Annotated in this window: 23 protein-coding genes; 15 read left to right on the plus strand and 8 right to left on the minus strand. The window is 68.3% G+C overall.

The features are described 5' to 3' along the window. Nucleotides 1-18: 18 nt before the first annotated feature. Both Aph01nite_RS04020 and Aph01nite_RS04025 read right to left on the minus strand, forming a co-directional pair. Complete coding sequence (locus Aph01nite_RS04020; protein WP_204039337.1) at nucleotides 19-726, minus strand: type II secretion system F family protein; 708 nt, start codon at nucleotides 724-726, stop codon at nucleotides 19-21. Between the two features lie 365 nt (nucleotides 727-1091). Beyond that, nucleotides 1092-1418 carry an ATPase, T2SS/T4P/T4SS family gene (locus Aph01nite_RS04025; protein ID WP_373872257.1) on the minus strand — a complete coding sequence of 109 codons (327 nt, stop codon included), beginning with the start codon at nucleotides 1416-1418 and terminating at the stop codon, nucleotides 1092-1094. 364 nt (nucleotides 1419-1782) lie between these two features. On the opposite strand from Aph01nite_RS04025, the gene Aph01nite_RS04030 reads away from it, so the two are divergent. Next, nucleotides 1783-2415 (plus strand): DUF4352 domain-containing protein, encoded by a 633-nt coding sequence (locus Aph01nite_RS04030; protein ID WP_204039338.1) that lies wholly within the window; start codon nucleotides 1783-1785, stop codon nucleotides 2413-2415. 34 nt (nucleotides 2416-2449) lie between these two features. Here Aph01nite_RS04030 and Aph01nite_RS04035 read toward each other — a convergent pair whose 3' ends face one another. The 5 genes from Aph01nite_RS04035 to Aph01nite_RS04055 all read right to left on the minus strand — a co-directional run bounded on the left by Aph01nite_RS04035 (nucleotide 2450) and on the right by Aph01nite_RS04055 (nucleotide 5532). After that, nucleotides 2450-2749, minus strand: coding sequence for a hypothetical protein (locus Aph01nite_RS04035; RefSeq protein ID WP_204039339.1), 300 nt, complete (start codon nucleotides 2747-2749; stop codon nucleotides 2450-2452). Nucleotides 2750-2751: 2 nt separating this feature from the next. Next, nucleotides 2752-3066, minus strand: coding sequence for a hypothetical protein (locus Aph01nite_RS04040; RefSeq protein ID WP_204039340.1), 315 nt, complete (start codon nucleotides 3064-3066; stop codon nucleotides 2752-2754). Nucleotides 3067-3251: 185 nt separating this feature from the next. Continuing rightward, complete coding sequence (locus Aph01nite_RS04045; RefSeq protein ID WP_204039341.1) at nucleotides 3252-3944, minus strand: hypothetical protein; 693 nt, start codon at nucleotides 3942-3944, stop codon at nucleotides 3252-3254. A 34-nt stretch (nucleotides 3945-3978) separates the two neighbouring features. Further along, on the minus strand, nucleotides 3979-4719 hold the full coding sequence (locus Aph01nite_RS04050; RefSeq protein ID WP_204039342.1) for a PP2C family protein-serine/threonine phosphatase: 741 nt from the start codon (nucleotides 4717-4719) through the stop codon (nucleotides 3979-3981). 6 nt (nucleotides 4720-4725) lie between these two features. After that, nucleotides 4726-5532, minus strand: a complete 807-nt coding sequence (locus tag Aph01nite_RS04055; protein ID WP_204039343.1) for a GntR family transcriptional regulator — start codon at nucleotides 5530-5532, stop codon at nucleotides 4726-4728. 209 nt (nucleotides 5533-5741) lie between these two features. Between Aph01nite_RS04055 and Aph01nite_RS04060 the strand changes: the two genes are divergently transcribed. Then, nucleotides 5742-6029, plus strand: a complete 288-nt coding sequence (locus Aph01nite_RS04060) for a hypothetical protein (RefSeq protein WP_204039344.1) — start codon at nucleotides 5742-5744, stop codon at nucleotides 6027-6029. 107 nt (nucleotides 6030-6136) lie between these two features. Further along, entirely contained in the window at nucleotides 6137-6268 is a 132-nt protein-coding gene (locus Aph01nite_RS42020) for a hypothetical protein (protein ID WP_275418442.1), read from the plus strand. Between the two features lie 15 nt (nucleotides 6269-6283). Here the strand turns inward: Aph01nite_RS42020 and Aph01nite_RS04065 are convergent, their stop codons facing one another. Then, nucleotides 6284-6691, minus strand: a complete 408-nt coding sequence (locus tag Aph01nite_RS04065; RefSeq protein WP_204039345.1) for a GntR family transcriptional regulator — start codon at nucleotides 6689-6691, stop codon at nucleotides 6284-6286. 107 nt (nucleotides 6692-6798) lie between these two features. Between Aph01nite_RS04065 and Aph01nite_RS04070 the strand changes: the two genes are divergently transcribed. The 12 genes from Aph01nite_RS04070 to Aph01nite_RS41105 form a co-directional block, all read left to right on the plus strand. Next, nucleotides 6799-7047 (plus strand): hypothetical protein, encoded by a 249-nt coding sequence (locus Aph01nite_RS04070; protein WP_204039346.1) that lies wholly within the window; start codon nucleotides 6799-6801, stop codon nucleotides 7045-7047. Then, a complete protein-coding gene (locus Aph01nite_RS04075) occupies nucleotides 7044-7295 on the plus strand; it encodes a hypothetical protein (protein WP_204039347.1) in 252 nt (83 codons plus the stop codon). Before Aph01nite_RS04070 ends, Aph01nite_RS04075 begins: the two co-directional genes overlap by 4 nt. 126 nt (nucleotides 7296-7421) lie before the next feature. Beyond that, complete coding sequence (locus Aph01nite_RS04080; protein WP_204039348.1) at nucleotides 7422-7802, plus strand: WhiB family transcriptional regulator; 381 nt, start codon at nucleotides 7422-7424, stop codon at nucleotides 7800-7802. Further along, on the plus strand, nucleotides 7802-9151 hold the full coding sequence (locus Aph01nite_RS04085; protein ID WP_204039349.1) for a hypothetical protein: 1350 nt from the start codon (nucleotides 7802-7804) through the stop codon (nucleotides 9149-9151). The genes Aph01nite_RS04080 and Aph01nite_RS04085 overlap by 1 nt, the downstream gene beginning before the upstream one ends. Before the next feature lie 55 nt (nucleotides 9152-9206). Then, a complete protein-coding gene (locus Aph01nite_RS04090; RefSeq protein ID WP_204039350.1) occupies nucleotides 9207-9392 on the plus strand; it encodes a hypothetical protein in 186 nt (61 codons plus the stop codon). Between the two features lie 7 nt (nucleotides 9393-9399). Then, nucleotides 9400-9684: a hypothetical protein gene (locus Aph01nite_RS04095; protein ID WP_204039351.1), complete on the plus strand. Its 285-nt coding sequence runs from the start codon at nucleotides 9400-9402 to the stop codon at nucleotides 9682-9684. An 87-nt stretch (nucleotides 9685-9771) separates the two neighbouring features. Then, nucleotides 9772-10023 (plus strand): hypothetical protein, encoded by a 252-nt coding sequence (locus tag Aph01nite_RS04100; protein WP_204039352.1) that lies wholly within the window; start codon nucleotides 9772-9774, stop codon nucleotides 10021-10023. Beyond that, the gene (locus Aph01nite_RS04105) at nucleotides 10016-10522 is read left to right on the plus strand and encodes a hypothetical protein (protein WP_204039353.1); all 507 of its coding nucleotides are present in this window, start codon (nucleotides 10016-10018) and stop codon (nucleotides 10520-10522) included. The genes Aph01nite_RS04100 and Aph01nite_RS04105 overlap by 8 nt, the downstream gene beginning before the upstream one ends. After that, nucleotides 10519-11016, plus strand: a complete 498-nt coding sequence (locus Aph01nite_RS04110; RefSeq protein ID WP_204039354.1) for a hypothetical protein — start codon at nucleotides 10519-10521, stop codon at nucleotides 11014-11016. Before Aph01nite_RS04105 ends, Aph01nite_RS04110 begins: the two co-directional genes overlap by 4 nt. 9 nt (nucleotides 11017-11025) lie before the next feature. Further along, nucleotides 11026-12240 carry a hypothetical protein gene (locus Aph01nite_RS04115; RefSeq protein ID WP_204039355.1) on the plus strand — a complete coding sequence of 405 codons (1215 nt, stop codon included), beginning with the start codon at nucleotides 11026-11028 and terminating at the stop codon, nucleotides 12238-12240. Between the two features lie 36 nt (nucleotides 12241-12276). Beyond that, entirely contained in the window at nucleotides 12277-14211 is a 1935-nt protein-coding gene (locus Aph01nite_RS04120; protein ID WP_204039356.1) for a DEAD/DEAH box helicase family protein, read from the plus strand. After that, nucleotides 14208-15446: DNA translocase FtsK 4TM domain-containing protein (locus Aph01nite_RS41105; protein WP_239161384.1), on the plus strand; the 1239-nt coding region annotated here is incomplete at its 3' end. The genes Aph01nite_RS04120 and Aph01nite_RS41105, both read left to right, overlap by 4 nt.

Consider the following 15446-nt stretch of genomic DNA (forward strand, 5'->3'; position numbering starts at 1 on the left):
GTGATACCTGCGGCAGGGTCAGCTGCCTGCGGCTTCGGCCTTGAGGACCAGGCGGTTGGTCCACCAGAGTCCTGTGGCGTCGAGCGCCAGGCCCGTGAGCAGACAGGCGAATCCGGCGGGGGTGCCGAACAGGAACGGGAGTGGTTCCATGCCCAGGCCAGCGGCCATCAGGAGGCCGAGGGCGGGAAGGCCGGCAAGTAGGCGGGCCGTGGCACGGGGTCCGGCCAGTTGTGCGGAGACGTCCTGGCGGTGAGCCTCCATCTCGCGGAGGGAGGTGCCGACGCGTTCGACAAGGGAGGCCAGGCCGCCGCCTACGGTGACGCTGATCTGCCAGCAGGCGGCCAGCCGGGCCAGCCCTTCGCCACCGGCGGGGGGTGCTGCTCTGAGCAGCGCGGCGGCGACGTCTCCGCCGTCGTGTGCGACCACAGCGACGGGTTTCAGCGCGGCTGGATCGGGGGCATCGATCGACGAGATCGCGCGGGAGAGGGCGTCACCAGGGGTTCGCCCAGCTGTTAGCTCGGCCACGATCCCCTGGCAGAGTTCGATCGAAGCAGCTCGCCAGGCCGCCGCTTGCTTCGTTGGGCGGGCCTGCCGGTACCAGGAACGGCTTAGCCTCCACTTTGCAGTCGGGCTCGGTAAGAGGCCCAGCAATCGGGCTGAAGCAGGCGTTGGGCCGAACCACAACCATCCGGCAACCCCTGCCAAGACGACAGCGATCAGATGCACGCGAACTCCAGAGCGTTTGCTAACGAGTGATGGTCATCAACGGGGGAACCCGCAGGCTTGGAACCGCTCGGCTCGCGTTGTTCCCTTTCTGGGCCAAGTGGTTCCATGCCCAGGCCAGCGGGCTATCAGGAGGCCGAGAGCGGGAAGGCCGGCGAGTAGGCGGGCGTGGCGCAGGGTCCGGCCAGTTTGCGCGGAGACGTCCTGGCGGTGGGCCTCCATGAACACGTCCACTTCCAGCGGAGCGGTGATGTTCGACTCATGGGTGTGCTGGGACCGTGAGGTGGGATCGAAGCATTGAGCGCGATCGAGGAGGTCTCCGGAGAACAGGGGGTTGGGCGCGTGCGGCATCCCGGGCCGGGGCGTGGCTAGGGGAGGGATGGGCAGCGGGATTGGAGGGTGGGTAGAGCCGGGCCTGGGGTGGGGGTGAGGGTGTTGGTGAAGGTCAGGGCGGGGGTGGCGGTGACGAAGCCGGAGGGGGTTCGGTGGAGGAGGCAGATTTCTGAGACCTGGCGGGTGCCGGTTTTGGGGTCGCGGACCAGGTGGATGACGGCGTCGAGGGCTGCGGAGAGTTGGCTGTGGACGGCTTCTCGGGTGAGGCCTGCGGCGCAGGCCAGGGCTTCCAGGCGAGGTGGTACGTCGGCGGCGGTGTTGGCGTGGAGGGTGCCGCAGCCGCCCTCGTGACCGGTGTTCAAAGCTGCTAGAAGATCGCTGTATAGCGTCAAAACACCAATACACTCCCCAAGTCCGGGTAACGCCAGAGGCCCTTGAGGGCGATGTCAGGGCACACCTGAAGTTACCCCGGAGCCAACGATGTCGAACCCGTACGGGCAGCAAGGCGAGCCGCAGTACGGCCCGCCACACGGGCAGCCAACACAGCCGGTGGCATACCCCGGAGGCCAGCCACCCCAGTACGGCCCGCAGTACGGCCCTCAAGGAGGCCAGCCACCCGGCTACGGTCAACAGCCCTTCTACGGCCCGCCTCCCGGCTACGGGTACCCGCCTCCCCCGCCGCCTCCCAAGCGGATGACCACCCCAGCGATTCTTATGGTCACCGCTGTGGTCTTCGTGCTGGTTGTCGGAGGTTGCTTCGCGGTCGTCCTGAGCGTCGACAACGAGCCGGCGGGGCGCGAATCGGTGACGACGTCCCGCAGTCGCGCCCCTGTCGCCAGCGAGCCGACTGTCGGCGAGCCGGCCGCACCGACGGCCGAGGCCGCCACGCAGCCCGAAGCCGAGCCGACCCAGGAGGTCCCGGCTGAGGACGCGCCAGCCGACGCCCCGGCGGGCGTGGGCGACACGATCACGCTGCATGGGTCTGATTCCGGCCTGGAGGTGGCCGCAACTGTCGTCCAGATCTTCGATCCGGCGACCCCGGTGAGTGACTACATCAGGCCGGATTCCGGCGCGCGGTGGGTGGCGGTGGAACTCCTGCTGAAGAACACGGGCACGGCCGTCTACGACGACTCGCCCAGCAACGGTCTCAACCTCATCGACACCGAAGGCCAGCAGTACTCAGACACCTTCGGAGACGTGCGAGAGGGCGTCGATCTCTCGTCCATTACGGTCGGCCCTGGAGATTCACGCAAGGGTGTGGTGGTGTTCGAGGTGCCGAAGGGCGTGAAGCTGGCGAAGCTTCAGCTGGCCCTTAACAGCGGTTTCGCCCGGGAGAAGGGCGAATGGACAATCTCGTAGCCGCCCGCCCGCGGATCGACCCCTGATCGCATGCCTACTCGACCTGATCGTTCTCTGCTTCGGCGATTGAAACCACGTCAAATTGGTCGGACCGGATCCGGTTGTCGGTCGCCGCGCGAACAAGCACGAAGAGGCCTTTGCGGGGCTGGAAGACCGTGATGGCGGGATTCGCCGGGTGCTGCTCGTAGTAGAACCCGGTCTCAGCATTCTTTGCGGTTTCATCCTCGATCGCATCGAGGAGTCTCCCAACGAGTTCGCGATCCTCCGGGGTGGCTCGAACGTTCCAGGCTCCGACTATTTTCCGGCCTTGTGAGGTGATCCGGAGCCTGGCCACGGCTACTCCTGAAGCTCTTTGATCAGTTCCTGGACGTCGTGCAGGTCTGCGTCGGGGACCGGCAGGTCGGGGGCGTCGAGTATCGCCTGCCGGGTGGCCGGGTCCCCATCGAGCAGGATCATCGTTTCTATACTGTTCGCGAATCGGACCAAGTGGTCAATATCACCGGTCCGTTTGAATGCAGTCACCGCGCGGTAGGTACTGCGAAATATTTCCCTCTGTTCGGGTGTTTTGAGCACGTCGTAAACAACCATGGCTCGAATCACATGATTGTCATCTAGTGCCACTTCGCCGGGCCTGAGGAAAATGTCGGCCATATCGATCTCCTGGTGCGCCTGTAGCGTGTCCCGACACCGTATGCCTTGATCCTGGTCGATGGTGCGAATAGTAAGGAAGTGGCATGTGAGAGATCAGACCGGAACCCGTCCGTGGTCGGTCTAGAACTCATCAACGCCAGCAACCTGGCCTATCGGAAAGATGTGACGGCTGGCCGCGCCGATGGTCAGCCCCGCGATACAGACGCGATCAGCAGGTCGGTCCGGCCGTGCTCGATGAGGTATTCCACGAGACGGACGGCTATCGCGGGGTCCTCGACAAGGCGGGAGTTGAACAGAGGGTGCTCGGAGAGGATGGCTTCGTGCTCTGCATCCTCGGCTTCCTTACGATTTGGATAGCGGACGATCGTGGATCGGGCGGCGAAGTCCATCCACGAAGACAACCTGATGTGGTTTCGAGTGCGGATCATTAGATGATCCGTGATGCCCACGTACAGCAATCGGTCCTGGTCATCGAAGTAGCGGTAGAGAGCCGTAACCACAGGCGGTTCGATCGGCGTCCCAGCAGCCTCCTCAACCAGGTCCCGGAGGCGTTCCTCGTCTGGATTCGGCTCGGGCATGCCAATGTCAGCGCGGGGCTCTGGAATCTCGATCTCAACGACGGCTTCGGCGCCGTCCGGCAGTCGCTTCTTCGTGGGCGCTCTCCACATCTGATGAACCCGCCCAGGCGTAACCCCAAGCTGTGAACCGATCTGCTCTAACGTCAGCCCGCTGTCCCGCGCCTCGATGATCGCCTGTCGCCGGAGCGCGGACGCACGCTCGGTAAGCCGCTGGTTCCGGGTCAGGAACTGCGTGAGGATGGCGGCCCGATCTACGGGATCAGTCACCTGGAGCGCGTCGTCCGGAACGTGAAGTAGCACTCGAACCCTCCCTATTCCATCATCTGCCGGTACATCAATTCGTACTGGTGTCCGCGTCACGGTCCCGTACGTCTATGACAATCACGGTGACGTTGTCAGGTCCGCCCTGTTCGTTGGCCAGATCGATAAGGCGGTCGGCCGCTTCCCTAGGGTCGTCGAACGAGGCCAGAACATCTCGGATCAGCCCGCCGGGCACCACTGCCGTGAGCCCATCTGAACACAACAGGAGCCGGTCGCCATCGTGCAAGCCGCGCGATGTGATGTCAGGAGAGCGCCCATCGGCCCGGCCGTCGAGAAAGCGGGAGAGGCGCTCGGGCAGGTTAGGCACCTGACTGGCGTCAGCCACGAGGTTCCCATAGACGTGATCCTCGGTGATCTGGATAAGTTTCAGATCCTCGCCGCTGGTAGTGCGCAGGACGTAGGCGCGAGAGTCGCCGATGTTCGCCACAATCGCCGATGTTCCGGACCAGAGCAGTGCCACCAACGTGGAACCCATGCCCGCGAGCTCTGGTTCGGCTTCGATTCGCTCGCGTAGGGCGCTGTTGGCCGCGTGGATGGCCCGCCCGAATAGGGTCGGCAGCTCATCTGGGCGGGCCGCGTGGTCGAGTGAGCGGAGGATGTCGATTACGGTGGCGCTGGCGATGTCGCCGGCCACGTGCCCGCCGAGACCGTCAGCAACTGCAAACAGCCATTCACCTGCATAAAGTGCATCCTCGTTGCGACGGCGCACGAGCCCGACATGTGTACGGGCAGCGGCATCGAGACTCAGGGCCATGCTTGTCTACCCTTCGCGATCGTCGGGCCAAGGTTCCTTCGCAGAATCGTCGCGGTGAAGGACGTGCACGGTCTCCACCCGATCACTGGCCACCACGTACTCCGTGACCTCGATGGGCTTGCCGTCACCCCCAGACGTTCCCACGCGGACAATCTCCAGCACCGGTAGCGTCGTGGGGATTTCCAGGTATCCGGCTTCGTCCTTGGTCGGCATCCGCGCCCTGTGAATCTCCATCCAGCTGAGCGGCCAGTGTCCCGCCTTCTCCAGCCGATATAGCCAGTCGCCTGGACCAGGGGCCTGCTCACCGACCTCGGGAACGGCGGCTAGGCCACGAGGGTGAATCCACGAGGTATTGATCTGGAACGGCGGTTCGGATTCCGGTCCAGTCACGCGGAATCGCCGCATAATCTCGGTGCCTTCTGGCACCCCGAGGAGCTTCGCGATCCTTGCGTCCGTCAATGGTTCCAAGGCGGCGATCGGCGGGATGTGGTGCTTCCACACTTCCTGACCAGTGGCTGATGGGAACGAGTAGCCGGGGCCGTCGGTAGCTACGTTGCGCCGCACTAGATTCCCTCGGGGGCGACGCAGTCGCATCATGCCGTGCCGGACGATGATGCCCCGCCCTTGGACGGCCCAGACGAACCCTTCCGACTCCAGGGCTCCGATCGCGCGCCCGATCGTGTCGCGGTTCGCCTCGTATTCCTTCGCGAAGTCGTCCAAGCGCGGAAGCCTGGCTCCGGGTTCCCATTCGCCCGCCTCGATCCGGGCACGGATTTGCGCAGCGATGTCCTGGTAGCGCGAGTGGACGGCCACCGGGCGGCCCCCTTCATCATGATTGTCTTGGGACAATCGTTGACAGGCGCTCAATGGCGGTCAACGATTGTCCCAAGACTATACGGGTCATAGGCGCTGGATCTGGTGCCGCAGCTTGAGAACTTCACCGCAATAGAACCGGGCCTGGCCGGTGTGTCCGCACTGGCCAGGCCCTTGATCCCCGACTGCCAGAACAGAAGGAGATCCGAATGGATCGTACGCTCAACGAGGCCGTCTACCAGATCGGCCTCCGCGCTGGCTCCACGCTCGCGATTGAACTCGTTGCAGTCCACGGCTTCGACCACGCGCTCTTCGCCACGGACAGGGACGTAGTCAGTTCACTGTCCGCCGACGAGCGGGAGATCCTCTACGACGCGGTCCGGCGTATCGCCGCCCTACGGATCGCCCCGGATGACCCATCCGCTCTCCCCTTCCCCAAGATGCCCGCCGCCTGTCCTCGGCACGGCTGCGAGGTCTGTGCGAGGGCGGCCGAGTGAAGAGCTTCCCGCCCAGCACATGCCCGAAGTGGTGCACGGAAGCACACCACACACCCAACCTCGGGCACTCCCGGGATCTCGGCGTAGTCGCCGGCGAAGGGTTCGAGGTGACCCTGTCCCTGTTCGGCGACGACGAGCGGGACATGGTCCGCCTCAGCATCGACGCCGAGGAGTCCTACTGCGTGGAGCTGAGCGAGGACATGGCCCTCGGGTCGGAAACGCTCCGAATCGTCGCGTAGGAACGGGGCCCGCGCTTACTCGCCCACGATCACCACTTCGTCGCTGGGGATCAGGCGCGGCTCTTCGCCTTCGACCTCGACAACCGCCAGGCCGACGCCCTCGTCGAGCCCCATCTCAATGCGCTCCTCCGGCGTCGTCTGCCTGAACCAGACCCGCGTGCGGCGACCGACGGGCAGCTCGTTCCGCTCCGGTTGGACCCGGACGTACGAGGCTTCGCCCTTCTTCGTCGCGACGATTCCCTCCTGGCGAAGCACGGCCAGGGCTTTCCGGACTGCTTCCCGTCCTACCCCGTACTGCTTGGCCATCGCGAATTCGCCGGGGAACTCGTGCCCCTGGGGGAGTTCGCCCGCGCGGATCATCTCCCGCAGCCCTTGAGCGAGCTGGAGATAGATGGGGGTGTGGCTCCGCACATTGATCTCCACGCTCTGAGGGTAGATGCAGACAGCCATTATGAGATCTTGTCCGTCTCTGCGTATAGCCATCTTAGACACATTGTTTGCCTGTACGTACATGTGTTACCGTCACGCTCATGACTGACCGGCCAGCGGCCGACTCGCCCGCCGACCTGATACCGAAAGACCTCCTGAGGAGCCACCCCGAGTGGACGTTCTGGGTGTCCGACGCGAAACGCCTGTGGGCCACGTGGAAGCACCAGCCCACCCCGGAGCAGGTCAAGAACGGGTGGCACCGCACCCTGGACGCCGACGACGCCGAGGGGATGCGTACGGAGCTCGCGGCCGAGATCGAGCGGAGGAGGCGGCGGGAGTCTCCGCCGTGAACCCGCTCGACGGCCACCCGGTCACCATCCGGATCCCTACCGACCCCGACAAGGTCGTCTGGGGAATCGGCAGGCTCCACCCGAACGGGTGGGACCACTGCGTACGACTCGCCAAGGAGTCCAAACCGGGCGAGAAGCACGAATGCTGCTGCGGCCTCAAGGTCACCTTGCAGCCGTGGGGCCGGGGTGTCATGCCCTGGTCGGTGGCCAGTCACCCGGATCCGGACTGCAAGCCCGGACCACCCTGATCTCCCGCCCGCCGCGACAGCCCCCGCACGCGGCGGGCGGGCCGCAACACAGAAACCCGGGCCGGTGATTCCAGCCACCGACCCGGGCCCCACCATCCGCGACCTGCCTGAACAGGACCGAGGACGATGACACTCTTACAACTCCCGCGCACCATCGCGCCACCGAACACACTTTCGGACCTCAACGAACTCCGCCTCACCGTGATGGCGTACGGCACCTGCCGAGGCACTACCAACCCCGACGCCTGGTTCCCCGACGAGCCGGACTGGGAGGACGACTCCCAGGAGGCCACCGAGGCGCGGGGCACTCACAAGCAGACCGCCCGCATGCTGTGCGGTGGTTGCCCCGTCCGAGCAGAGTGCCTGGAAGCCGCCCTCGCAGAGGAGCAGCTGCTGCCCCGCTCCGCGATTCACGGCATCCGCGGCGCCCGATCCGCCTGGGAGCGGCTGAAGCTCCGGCGTTCCCGCCAGCGCTCCGCCACCCGCCAGACCCGAAAGGCGGCATGATGACCACCACCTCCCACCGTCGCCTGTGGCGGTCCCGCGTCGAACGCGCCGCCGACAAGGCCGACGCCCGCGCCCGAGCCGCACAGGCCAAGCTCGACGCCCAGCGGATCCGCGCCCAGGCCGACGCCGAGAAGCGGCAGGCCGCCGTACGGCGGCCTGCGCGCCCGCTGGAGGACAAGCTCACCCTCGCCGCGGCCACCATCGCCACGGTGGTCGCAGGGCAGGGCATGTGGACCTTCCTGGAGCGGGTGCTCGGCCCCCAGTACGCGAACGGACAGGTCGTCGACCCCGGCATCCCGGTGTGGCTGAGGGCGCTGATGTTCGCATTCGTCGAGGTCGCCGTTGTCACCTCCGCCGTCCGGGCACGCCGAAACATGAGGGAGAAGCTGTCCGCCGGCATCGACGGCCTCGCCGTCTGGGCGCTGACCGGCGTCTCCGCGGTGCTCGCGGCGACAGAGGCGCGCAGCCTGCCGGAGGTGCTGTTCCGGCTCGCCGCCCCGCTGATCGCCGCCTGGCTGTGGGAGCGGGGCATGGCGATCGAGCGCCACCGGCTCACCGGCCGGGGCCGCATCCACTGGCGGTGGACGCCGGAGCGCATCCTGGTACGGCTGGGGGTGGCGGAGCCGACCGAGCGCACGGCCGGCGAGGTGGACGCCCAGCGGCGCCTCACCAAGGCAGCGCTCGCGGCCGACCGGGTGGCCGACCTTTCGGACGGTTGGCGTAAGCAGCGTGCACTGAAGTCGCTGAAGCGCCGGGGGCGCGCGATGGTCACCCACACATCGGTGGCCACCGACGCCGGACAGCAGGCGTACCTGATGGCCCAGATCTCTACGGCCCGCGCAATCGGGCGTCTTGCCGAGGCGGGCGGAAGTGCGTTCTGGGAGGTGCCGACCGTGCCCCTTCCCGTGCCCTCCACCGACGACGACCCGACGTCCATCCGTGCCCTCGAAGGGCACACCGGGTCGTCGATCGAGGGCACACGAGAGGGCAGAGCGGGAATCGACAACGAGATCGCCACCGAGGCCACCGGCGAGCCTGTCGCCGACGTAGACGGCGACGGTCGTGATCGCCCGAACGAACAGGACAATCGCGTCGCCGAGAAGTGGCTGAGGGAACGCATCCGCGCCGGGCGCATGCCCACCCTCTCCGACATCGAGACCAAGTACGGGTTCGGCCGGAAGTGGGCCCGGCTGAGGGCACAGTCCGCCCGCGATCAGATGGCCGCTCAGGGTTACCGGTTCCTGCCCGGGAACGCCGTCCTGCCGCCGTCGGACGAGTCGCCGTCCGAGGTCGCGTCCGCAAACGGCACCGAGGTGTCCTCGTCCATCCCGATGGCGGGAGTGGGCTGAATGTCCGGCCGCTGATGGGCCACCACGCGAAGACAACCAAGAGAAGGGCCACGACATGCCAGGCAAGGGAAGCTTCAGGAAACAGCAAGCCGAGGCGGCAAAGATCCTGACGAAACGCGACAGGTTCTCGGCAACCAGGAGCCGCATCGATGAGGTCGCGCGCTCTCTCCGGCATGAGGGGCGCGACGCCGCCGAGGCGCGGGCGGCGGAGATCTACAACGACCCCTATTACGGAATCTGAGCGCCGCATGACTATCGACGACCGCTACGCCTTGCTCGCCGCCGAGCACGCCGAACTGGTGGCAGCCGCCCGCGCGGCTGTCGCCGGCGCACGGCTCGGCGAGGGCGACCCGCTGATCCACGTACGCCACGTGCTGGACCGGCACGGCCAGCTCCCTCCGGAGGGGAGCCACCCGGCGACGATCCTGTCCTGGCCGTCCGGCTACCGGGGGTCACCGGACGGGGCTGGGTCGCTCCCCTCCCCCGAGGAGGGGAGCCCGACTCCCGGGAGGGGTCTCAAGGCGGGGGTGTAACCCGTAACGCGCGCCTGCCTGTTACGCGCGCGCGATGTTAGCAGACCACACCGACCGTCACATTCCGTAGCCAATCTGGAGGGGACCTTGGCCCGGCGTCAGACCGGCCCGGAGCGCCGCAAAGCGTTCCATCAGGGCCGCATCGCATCCGCGCAGACCGGAGTGAAGCGCCTGTGGTGGACCGCGTGGTGGCTCGTCGCCGAACTCACGGAACTGGACAAACGAGACAAGCGCCGGGCCCACGACCAGAGCCTGGCCCTGGCCAATCAGCTGGGGCAGTTCGCCGACCGGCTCAACAACGAACACCACGACAACCTGAGGGGAGCAAGGCGTGGATGACCTCTTCGTTCTAGATCTTCCAGGGGACGGGGGCGGACCGCAGGCGAAGCGCGAGGCAGCGCCGCCCGCTGAACCCCCAGCCCGGGAGCTCCCGGCCGACGGCCGCGGGCTGGACAGGCTGCGCGGCCCGATCGCCTCTGCGTGGGCGGACGCCCGCGCCGACTCCGCCGCCCGCAAGCATCGCGGCGGGAATCGCCGATGGCCGGCGAGGTGGATGCGAGAGCAGCCCACCTCCGTGGCCGACCTGGTCGACTACGCGCTCAACCAGCGCGAGGAGCGCCCCGACGGGCGACCCGGCTGGGGCTGGCGTACGGCGATCCCCATCCTGAACACCGTCCACGACACCGTCTACGTCGCCTGGCTCCTGACCTGGGGCCTGGCCTGCACATTCGCCCTCTACGCGCTCGCCTGGATGCAGCAGCGGCCGGGCCGGTCGTTCCTGTTCCTGGCCGGCGTGTGGATCGTCTCCTCCAACCTCTCAACCTGGAGTAACGCATGACCACCACGGCTGTCTCCGTGATCCTGCTGACCATCTACTGGGTGCTGAACCGGCACGCCAGCCCTCGCCTGTTCAAGGCCAAGGCCGCCGCCAATTCCAATGGCAACAGCAAGGGCAAGGCCCCGCAGACGGGGCAAGCGGGGCAGTCGGCCAGAGGCCGCCTCAAGGCGATCCTGCCGCGACTGAACCTCGTCATCCTGGCCGCCGCCGGGTTCGGCCTCTCCCAGGCGTGGGTGGCCGACCTGATCGGCTGGCTCAACCTGGAGATCTTCGGACTGGGCATCAAGCTGTTCACGGTCCTGATGATCGCGGGCGTTGCCCTGTTCGTGATCGACATGTTGGACGGGGGCGGCATCAAGCCCTCCAGCAACGTCATCGCGTTCGCGATGCCAATCGTCGCCGCCTCCAGCGGAGGCGCCATCGCCGCCCTCATCACCGGCTTCTCCGGGGGGATCAACGAGTACGCCGGCCAGCTGATGGCCAGCTGGGTCTAAGGCGGCGTCGTGGACACCGCCCAGGATCTCGTCGCCCAGACGATCGGCATCCTCCTGCTGGCCTGGGTACTCGGCTACACGCTGATCCGCGCCCACGAGGCGGGATTCATCGAGCGGCGGAACGAGGCATCGCCCTCCGATGTGGAGGACGCGCCGCGGAGGAGGACGCTCGCGGATGCGGCTTCCCGGTGGCGGGAGGGCAGCCTGACGGCACCCCTGTGGGGCGCTGTGGCGGGCGTGGCCTCCGGCTTCAACTGGGGCCGGCGCAAGGTGAACGACTTCCGCCACCGCGAGAGAGGCAACGATCCGGACCCGTCGCGTGAACGCGAGCCCGACGAGCCGCACCGTGACGAGCCCGACCACGGCGGGGAAGGCGACCGCGAGAACCGCCGCCGCGAACGCCGCCGGTGGGGCTGGGACGGCCGTCGCCACAACCGGGACGGTCAGGACACCGACGACGGTGAGCGCCGGGAGCACGGCGAAGGCGACGACCGCCACGACCACGGCGAAGGAGAGCGCGAGACCTGGCACGGCGACGACCCGGAGCCCGACCCGGGGCCATGGGACGACTACCGGTACCAGGGCGACGAAGGCCGCCGCGACCCGTTCCGCCACGACATCGAGGTTGAGGTGGTGGGCACCCGGCCAACCACGCCAGGCCCCACCGCGCTGGACAGGCCGATCCACATCCTGACCGCACGCCCCGAGCACGCCGCGGACGTACCGGCGGCCGGCACCCTCCCCCACCCGGGCGAGGACAGCCCTGACGAAAGGATTCCCATGGGCCAGCACATCGCCATCCCGGGCGCGACGGCCCCGGCCGCCCGTATTGTCGGCGCCCTCGCGTCCACAGGCGACACCCACCAGGACGCGATGGCGTTCAGCCGCAAGATCGAGCAAGCGGTCGACATGACCGCCGACACGATCACCCGCGCCGAAGCGCAGATCGTCGTCAGCCTGAGGGCGGCGTGGGTCGCCGTCGACGCGCTCGCCAACGCCGGCATCTCCGGTCCGGTGATGGACAACTGGGCGAACGCCGTCCTCGCCCTGGAGGCGGCGCGCGGTACGGCTGCGCAGCTCGTCCGGGATGCGGCCGAGGCCAACGCGGCTGTCGCTACGGCGAAGCGGACCCAGGGCCGGATGGGCGACCCGATCCACGACGCCGTGGCCGCCGCCGGTAATTCGGTCGCGAGCTCCACGCGCTACTACGGCAACCGCCGGTAACCCGACGGCACCACTGCACCTCGAAGGAGGGACACCATGACCACGACGACCGAAAACGCGGCCGACATCGCAGCCCCTCCGCAGCAGGCGCAGGAAACGCTGACGATTCCCGTCGCCGGCGAACTCGCCCGCGCGACCTCGTCAATGCTGCGCGACTCCCGCCAGGCCATCTACCCGACCATCATCATGGGCGGCCTGTATGTGGTCGCGACCGCGATGCACAATGCCGGAACGGCTCCGATACTGGCCGTCGGCGGGGCCAGCGCGCTCGGGCTCGGCGCGCTCGCGGTCGGCCAGGTGCGAACCTGGCTGGGGAGGGCCCGCTGGCGGGCGCGCTGGGCGGGCGGCTGCCTGGCCGCCGCCGCCGCGTGGACATCTGCCGCCGCGGCGGTCGGTACCGGCATGGACGCTTCTCCCCTGCCGTCGGTCCTGATTGTCGGCGGTGGCCTGCTGGCCGCGCCGTGGTGGTGGCTGAACCGCCCCCGCCCGCGCGGCCGTCGCGCCCCGGCCAAGCCGAACCTCGAACTGCCTGCCCCGCCCCCGCTCCCCGCGATCGAGGCTGGCCCGCACGAGCACCAGCTGGCCTGGCGCGAGCATGTCGGGGCCCGCCACCACGCCCTGGAGGGCAGCGAGCTGGTCGCCCCCGAACAGATCCGCGACCATCAGGGCCAGCCGAACGGCACGGCCTGGATCATCGACGGCGGCCCCGGGCGGCACACCTACGGGGCGATGAGGCAGGCGCTGGAGGAGATCAAGGCGACGCTGGACCGGCCGAACGTCGACTCGCTGATCTACCTCGACCAGGATCCCGAACAGCGGAAGACGCGCGCCAAACTGGTGGTTCTGGAGCGCAACCCGCTGATCGAGGCGGTGCGGTGGGCGCGGCCGACTCTGGACCGGGCGACCGGCCTCATCCCCATCTCGGTCTACCCGGACGGGTCGGGCTGGGCGCATTACGTGCTGTACAAGTGGGGCTGGGGCGTCCCGCACGACCTGATCGTGGGCGTCCCCGGGTCCGGCAAATCGGCCGTGCTGCGCCTGATCATGGGCGAGTCGCTGAACGCCGGAAACTCGGTCATGTGGTTTAACCCGCACCTGAGCAGGTCCGGCGACGACACCGCCTCGCGCGTGACGGGCGCGTTCCGCACCCCGGCCGAGATCTACGCGGGGATGCGCGCCCTGGAAGCCGCCATCGAGGAGCGGCTGGAGATCCTGAGCGAGGTGGGCGAGCACCGGATGGGGCCCGAGTACGGTCACCCGATCCTGCACGTGGTGGTCGACGAGGCGTCCCACGAATCCATCCTGGGCAATCGGATCATCGGTGAGATCCTCACCGCCGCGAGCCAGCAGGGCCGCAAACTCTGGATCAAGCTGTCGGTGGCCACCCAGGACCCCTCGTCGGACGAGGGCTTCCACGACTTCGCGACGTTGCGGGAGATGCTCATCGGCGGCAACGTGATCGCGCTCCGCGTCGCCTCCTCCTCCACCGCCAGGTCGATCCGGAAGGGGAACCTCGAAGTCCACCCCGAAGAGATCCCGGAGTTCTTCGACCGCGCGCAGGCCCTGCCCACGACCGGCTTCGGCTACGTCCTGACGGGCAACGGCTCGGAGTTGCCCAGCCGCGCCCGCTTCATGAGTTCGGAAGCTTTCTCCGCCGGCGTCCCGATCGGCGCTCTCCTGGACGAGCGCACCGCCGCGGCATGGGAGCGCGGCTATCTGGCGGCGCTACGGGAACTGGAGCAGCTGGCCGGAGGCCCGGTCGCAAGCGTCACCCCGCTCCACCCGGTCGGCGACGACGGCGCGCACAGGACCGCCCTGGTTGCCCTATGCGACGAGCGCGGCCGGATCACCCTGGGCGACATCACCACGGCCCGGATCTGCAGCCCGTCCCAGGCATTCCACCTCCTGACCGCGCTGGAGGACGACGGAACTCTCGCGCGTGACGGCGACGGCTACGTGAGGGCGTCATGACCACCAACGACACCCGCGAGGGAGAGGCGATGACCGAGCGCCACCGGCCGCACCGACAGCGGGACACCCACCCGCACGTGCGCCAATCGAACACCACCGAGCAGACCTTCAGCCAGCCGTCCCCGGTGGCGGTGGCCGCGGGCAAGGCGTGGCGGGCCGCCTCCGCGAAGGCTGGCCGGGCGGTCCGCCGGGGCAGACCCGCCGCGCACACCTGCGACCGGGCCGGCCTGGCGACAGCGCTCACCGCGGTCCTGATCGCGGCCTCCACCTGGACCGGCTCCGCGTGGCCGGCGCTGGCGGCCATGCGAATGTCCGCGCGTGGTCTTACCGGTGTGCTCGCGTACGCGGCGCCGGTAGCGCTGGCGGTGCTGGCCTGGCAGCTGCTGCGCGGCTCCGAATCGAAGGGTGCCCTGCGTTCGACCGTCGCCGGGTGGGTGCTGGCCCTCGCCGCCGTGGCGGGGATCGCGCACATCGTGGCCGGCCGTCCGGCCGACGTGATCCGCGCCGGCGGACGCATCGGAGCGACCGTGGCAGCCCCTTTCGCGGTCGTGCCCGGATTCTTCGCGGTGCTCCTGCTGGTGCTACTGGCCGCGGTCGGCGCGGCGTTGGCTGCGCGCACCTCCCCGCAGCAGATCCGCGAGCGGTTCACCCGGACCCGGGCCGAGTCCGCGCCCACCCCGGACGTCGCACCGGAGGCTCCGCAATCTGCCCCAACGAGCAATATCGGGGACTCGCCGACCACCACCGAACAGGAGCCGGCCAGATCGACGACACCGCCAGCGGCCCCTCCGCCACCTCCGCCCTCGCCTGAAGATGCCCCCCGGTCGTCCTTCACCGCGCCGCCCACGTCCGCCGGCCCGGCCCCGCACCGCCCCCTGGTGCTGCCATCCCTGTCGCTGCTGAGTCCGGGCAGCGCGCCGCGCCCCGCCACCGAGGCGAACAAGGCGATCGTGGACGCCCTGACCGGGGTGCTGGCCCAGTTCGGGGTGGACGCCGAGGTGACCGGTTTCACCCGGGGCCCGACCGTCACCCGGTATGAGATCGAGCTGGGCCCGGCGGTGAAGGTGGAGAAGGTCACCGGGCTGGCCAAGAACATCGCCTACGCCGTCAAGACCTCGGATGTGCGCATCCTGTCCCCGATCCCCGGCCAGTCGGCGATCGGCGTCGAGATCCCCAACGCGGACAAGGACTTGGTCTCCCTCGGGGACGTCCTCCGCTCGGCTCCCGCGCAGAAC

It is taken from the genome of Acrocarpospora phusangensis, from assembly GCF_016862995.1.
Classification (GTDB): domain Bacteria; phylum Actinomycetota; class Actinomycetes; order Streptosporangiales; family Streptosporangiaceae; genus Acrocarpospora; species Acrocarpospora phusangensis.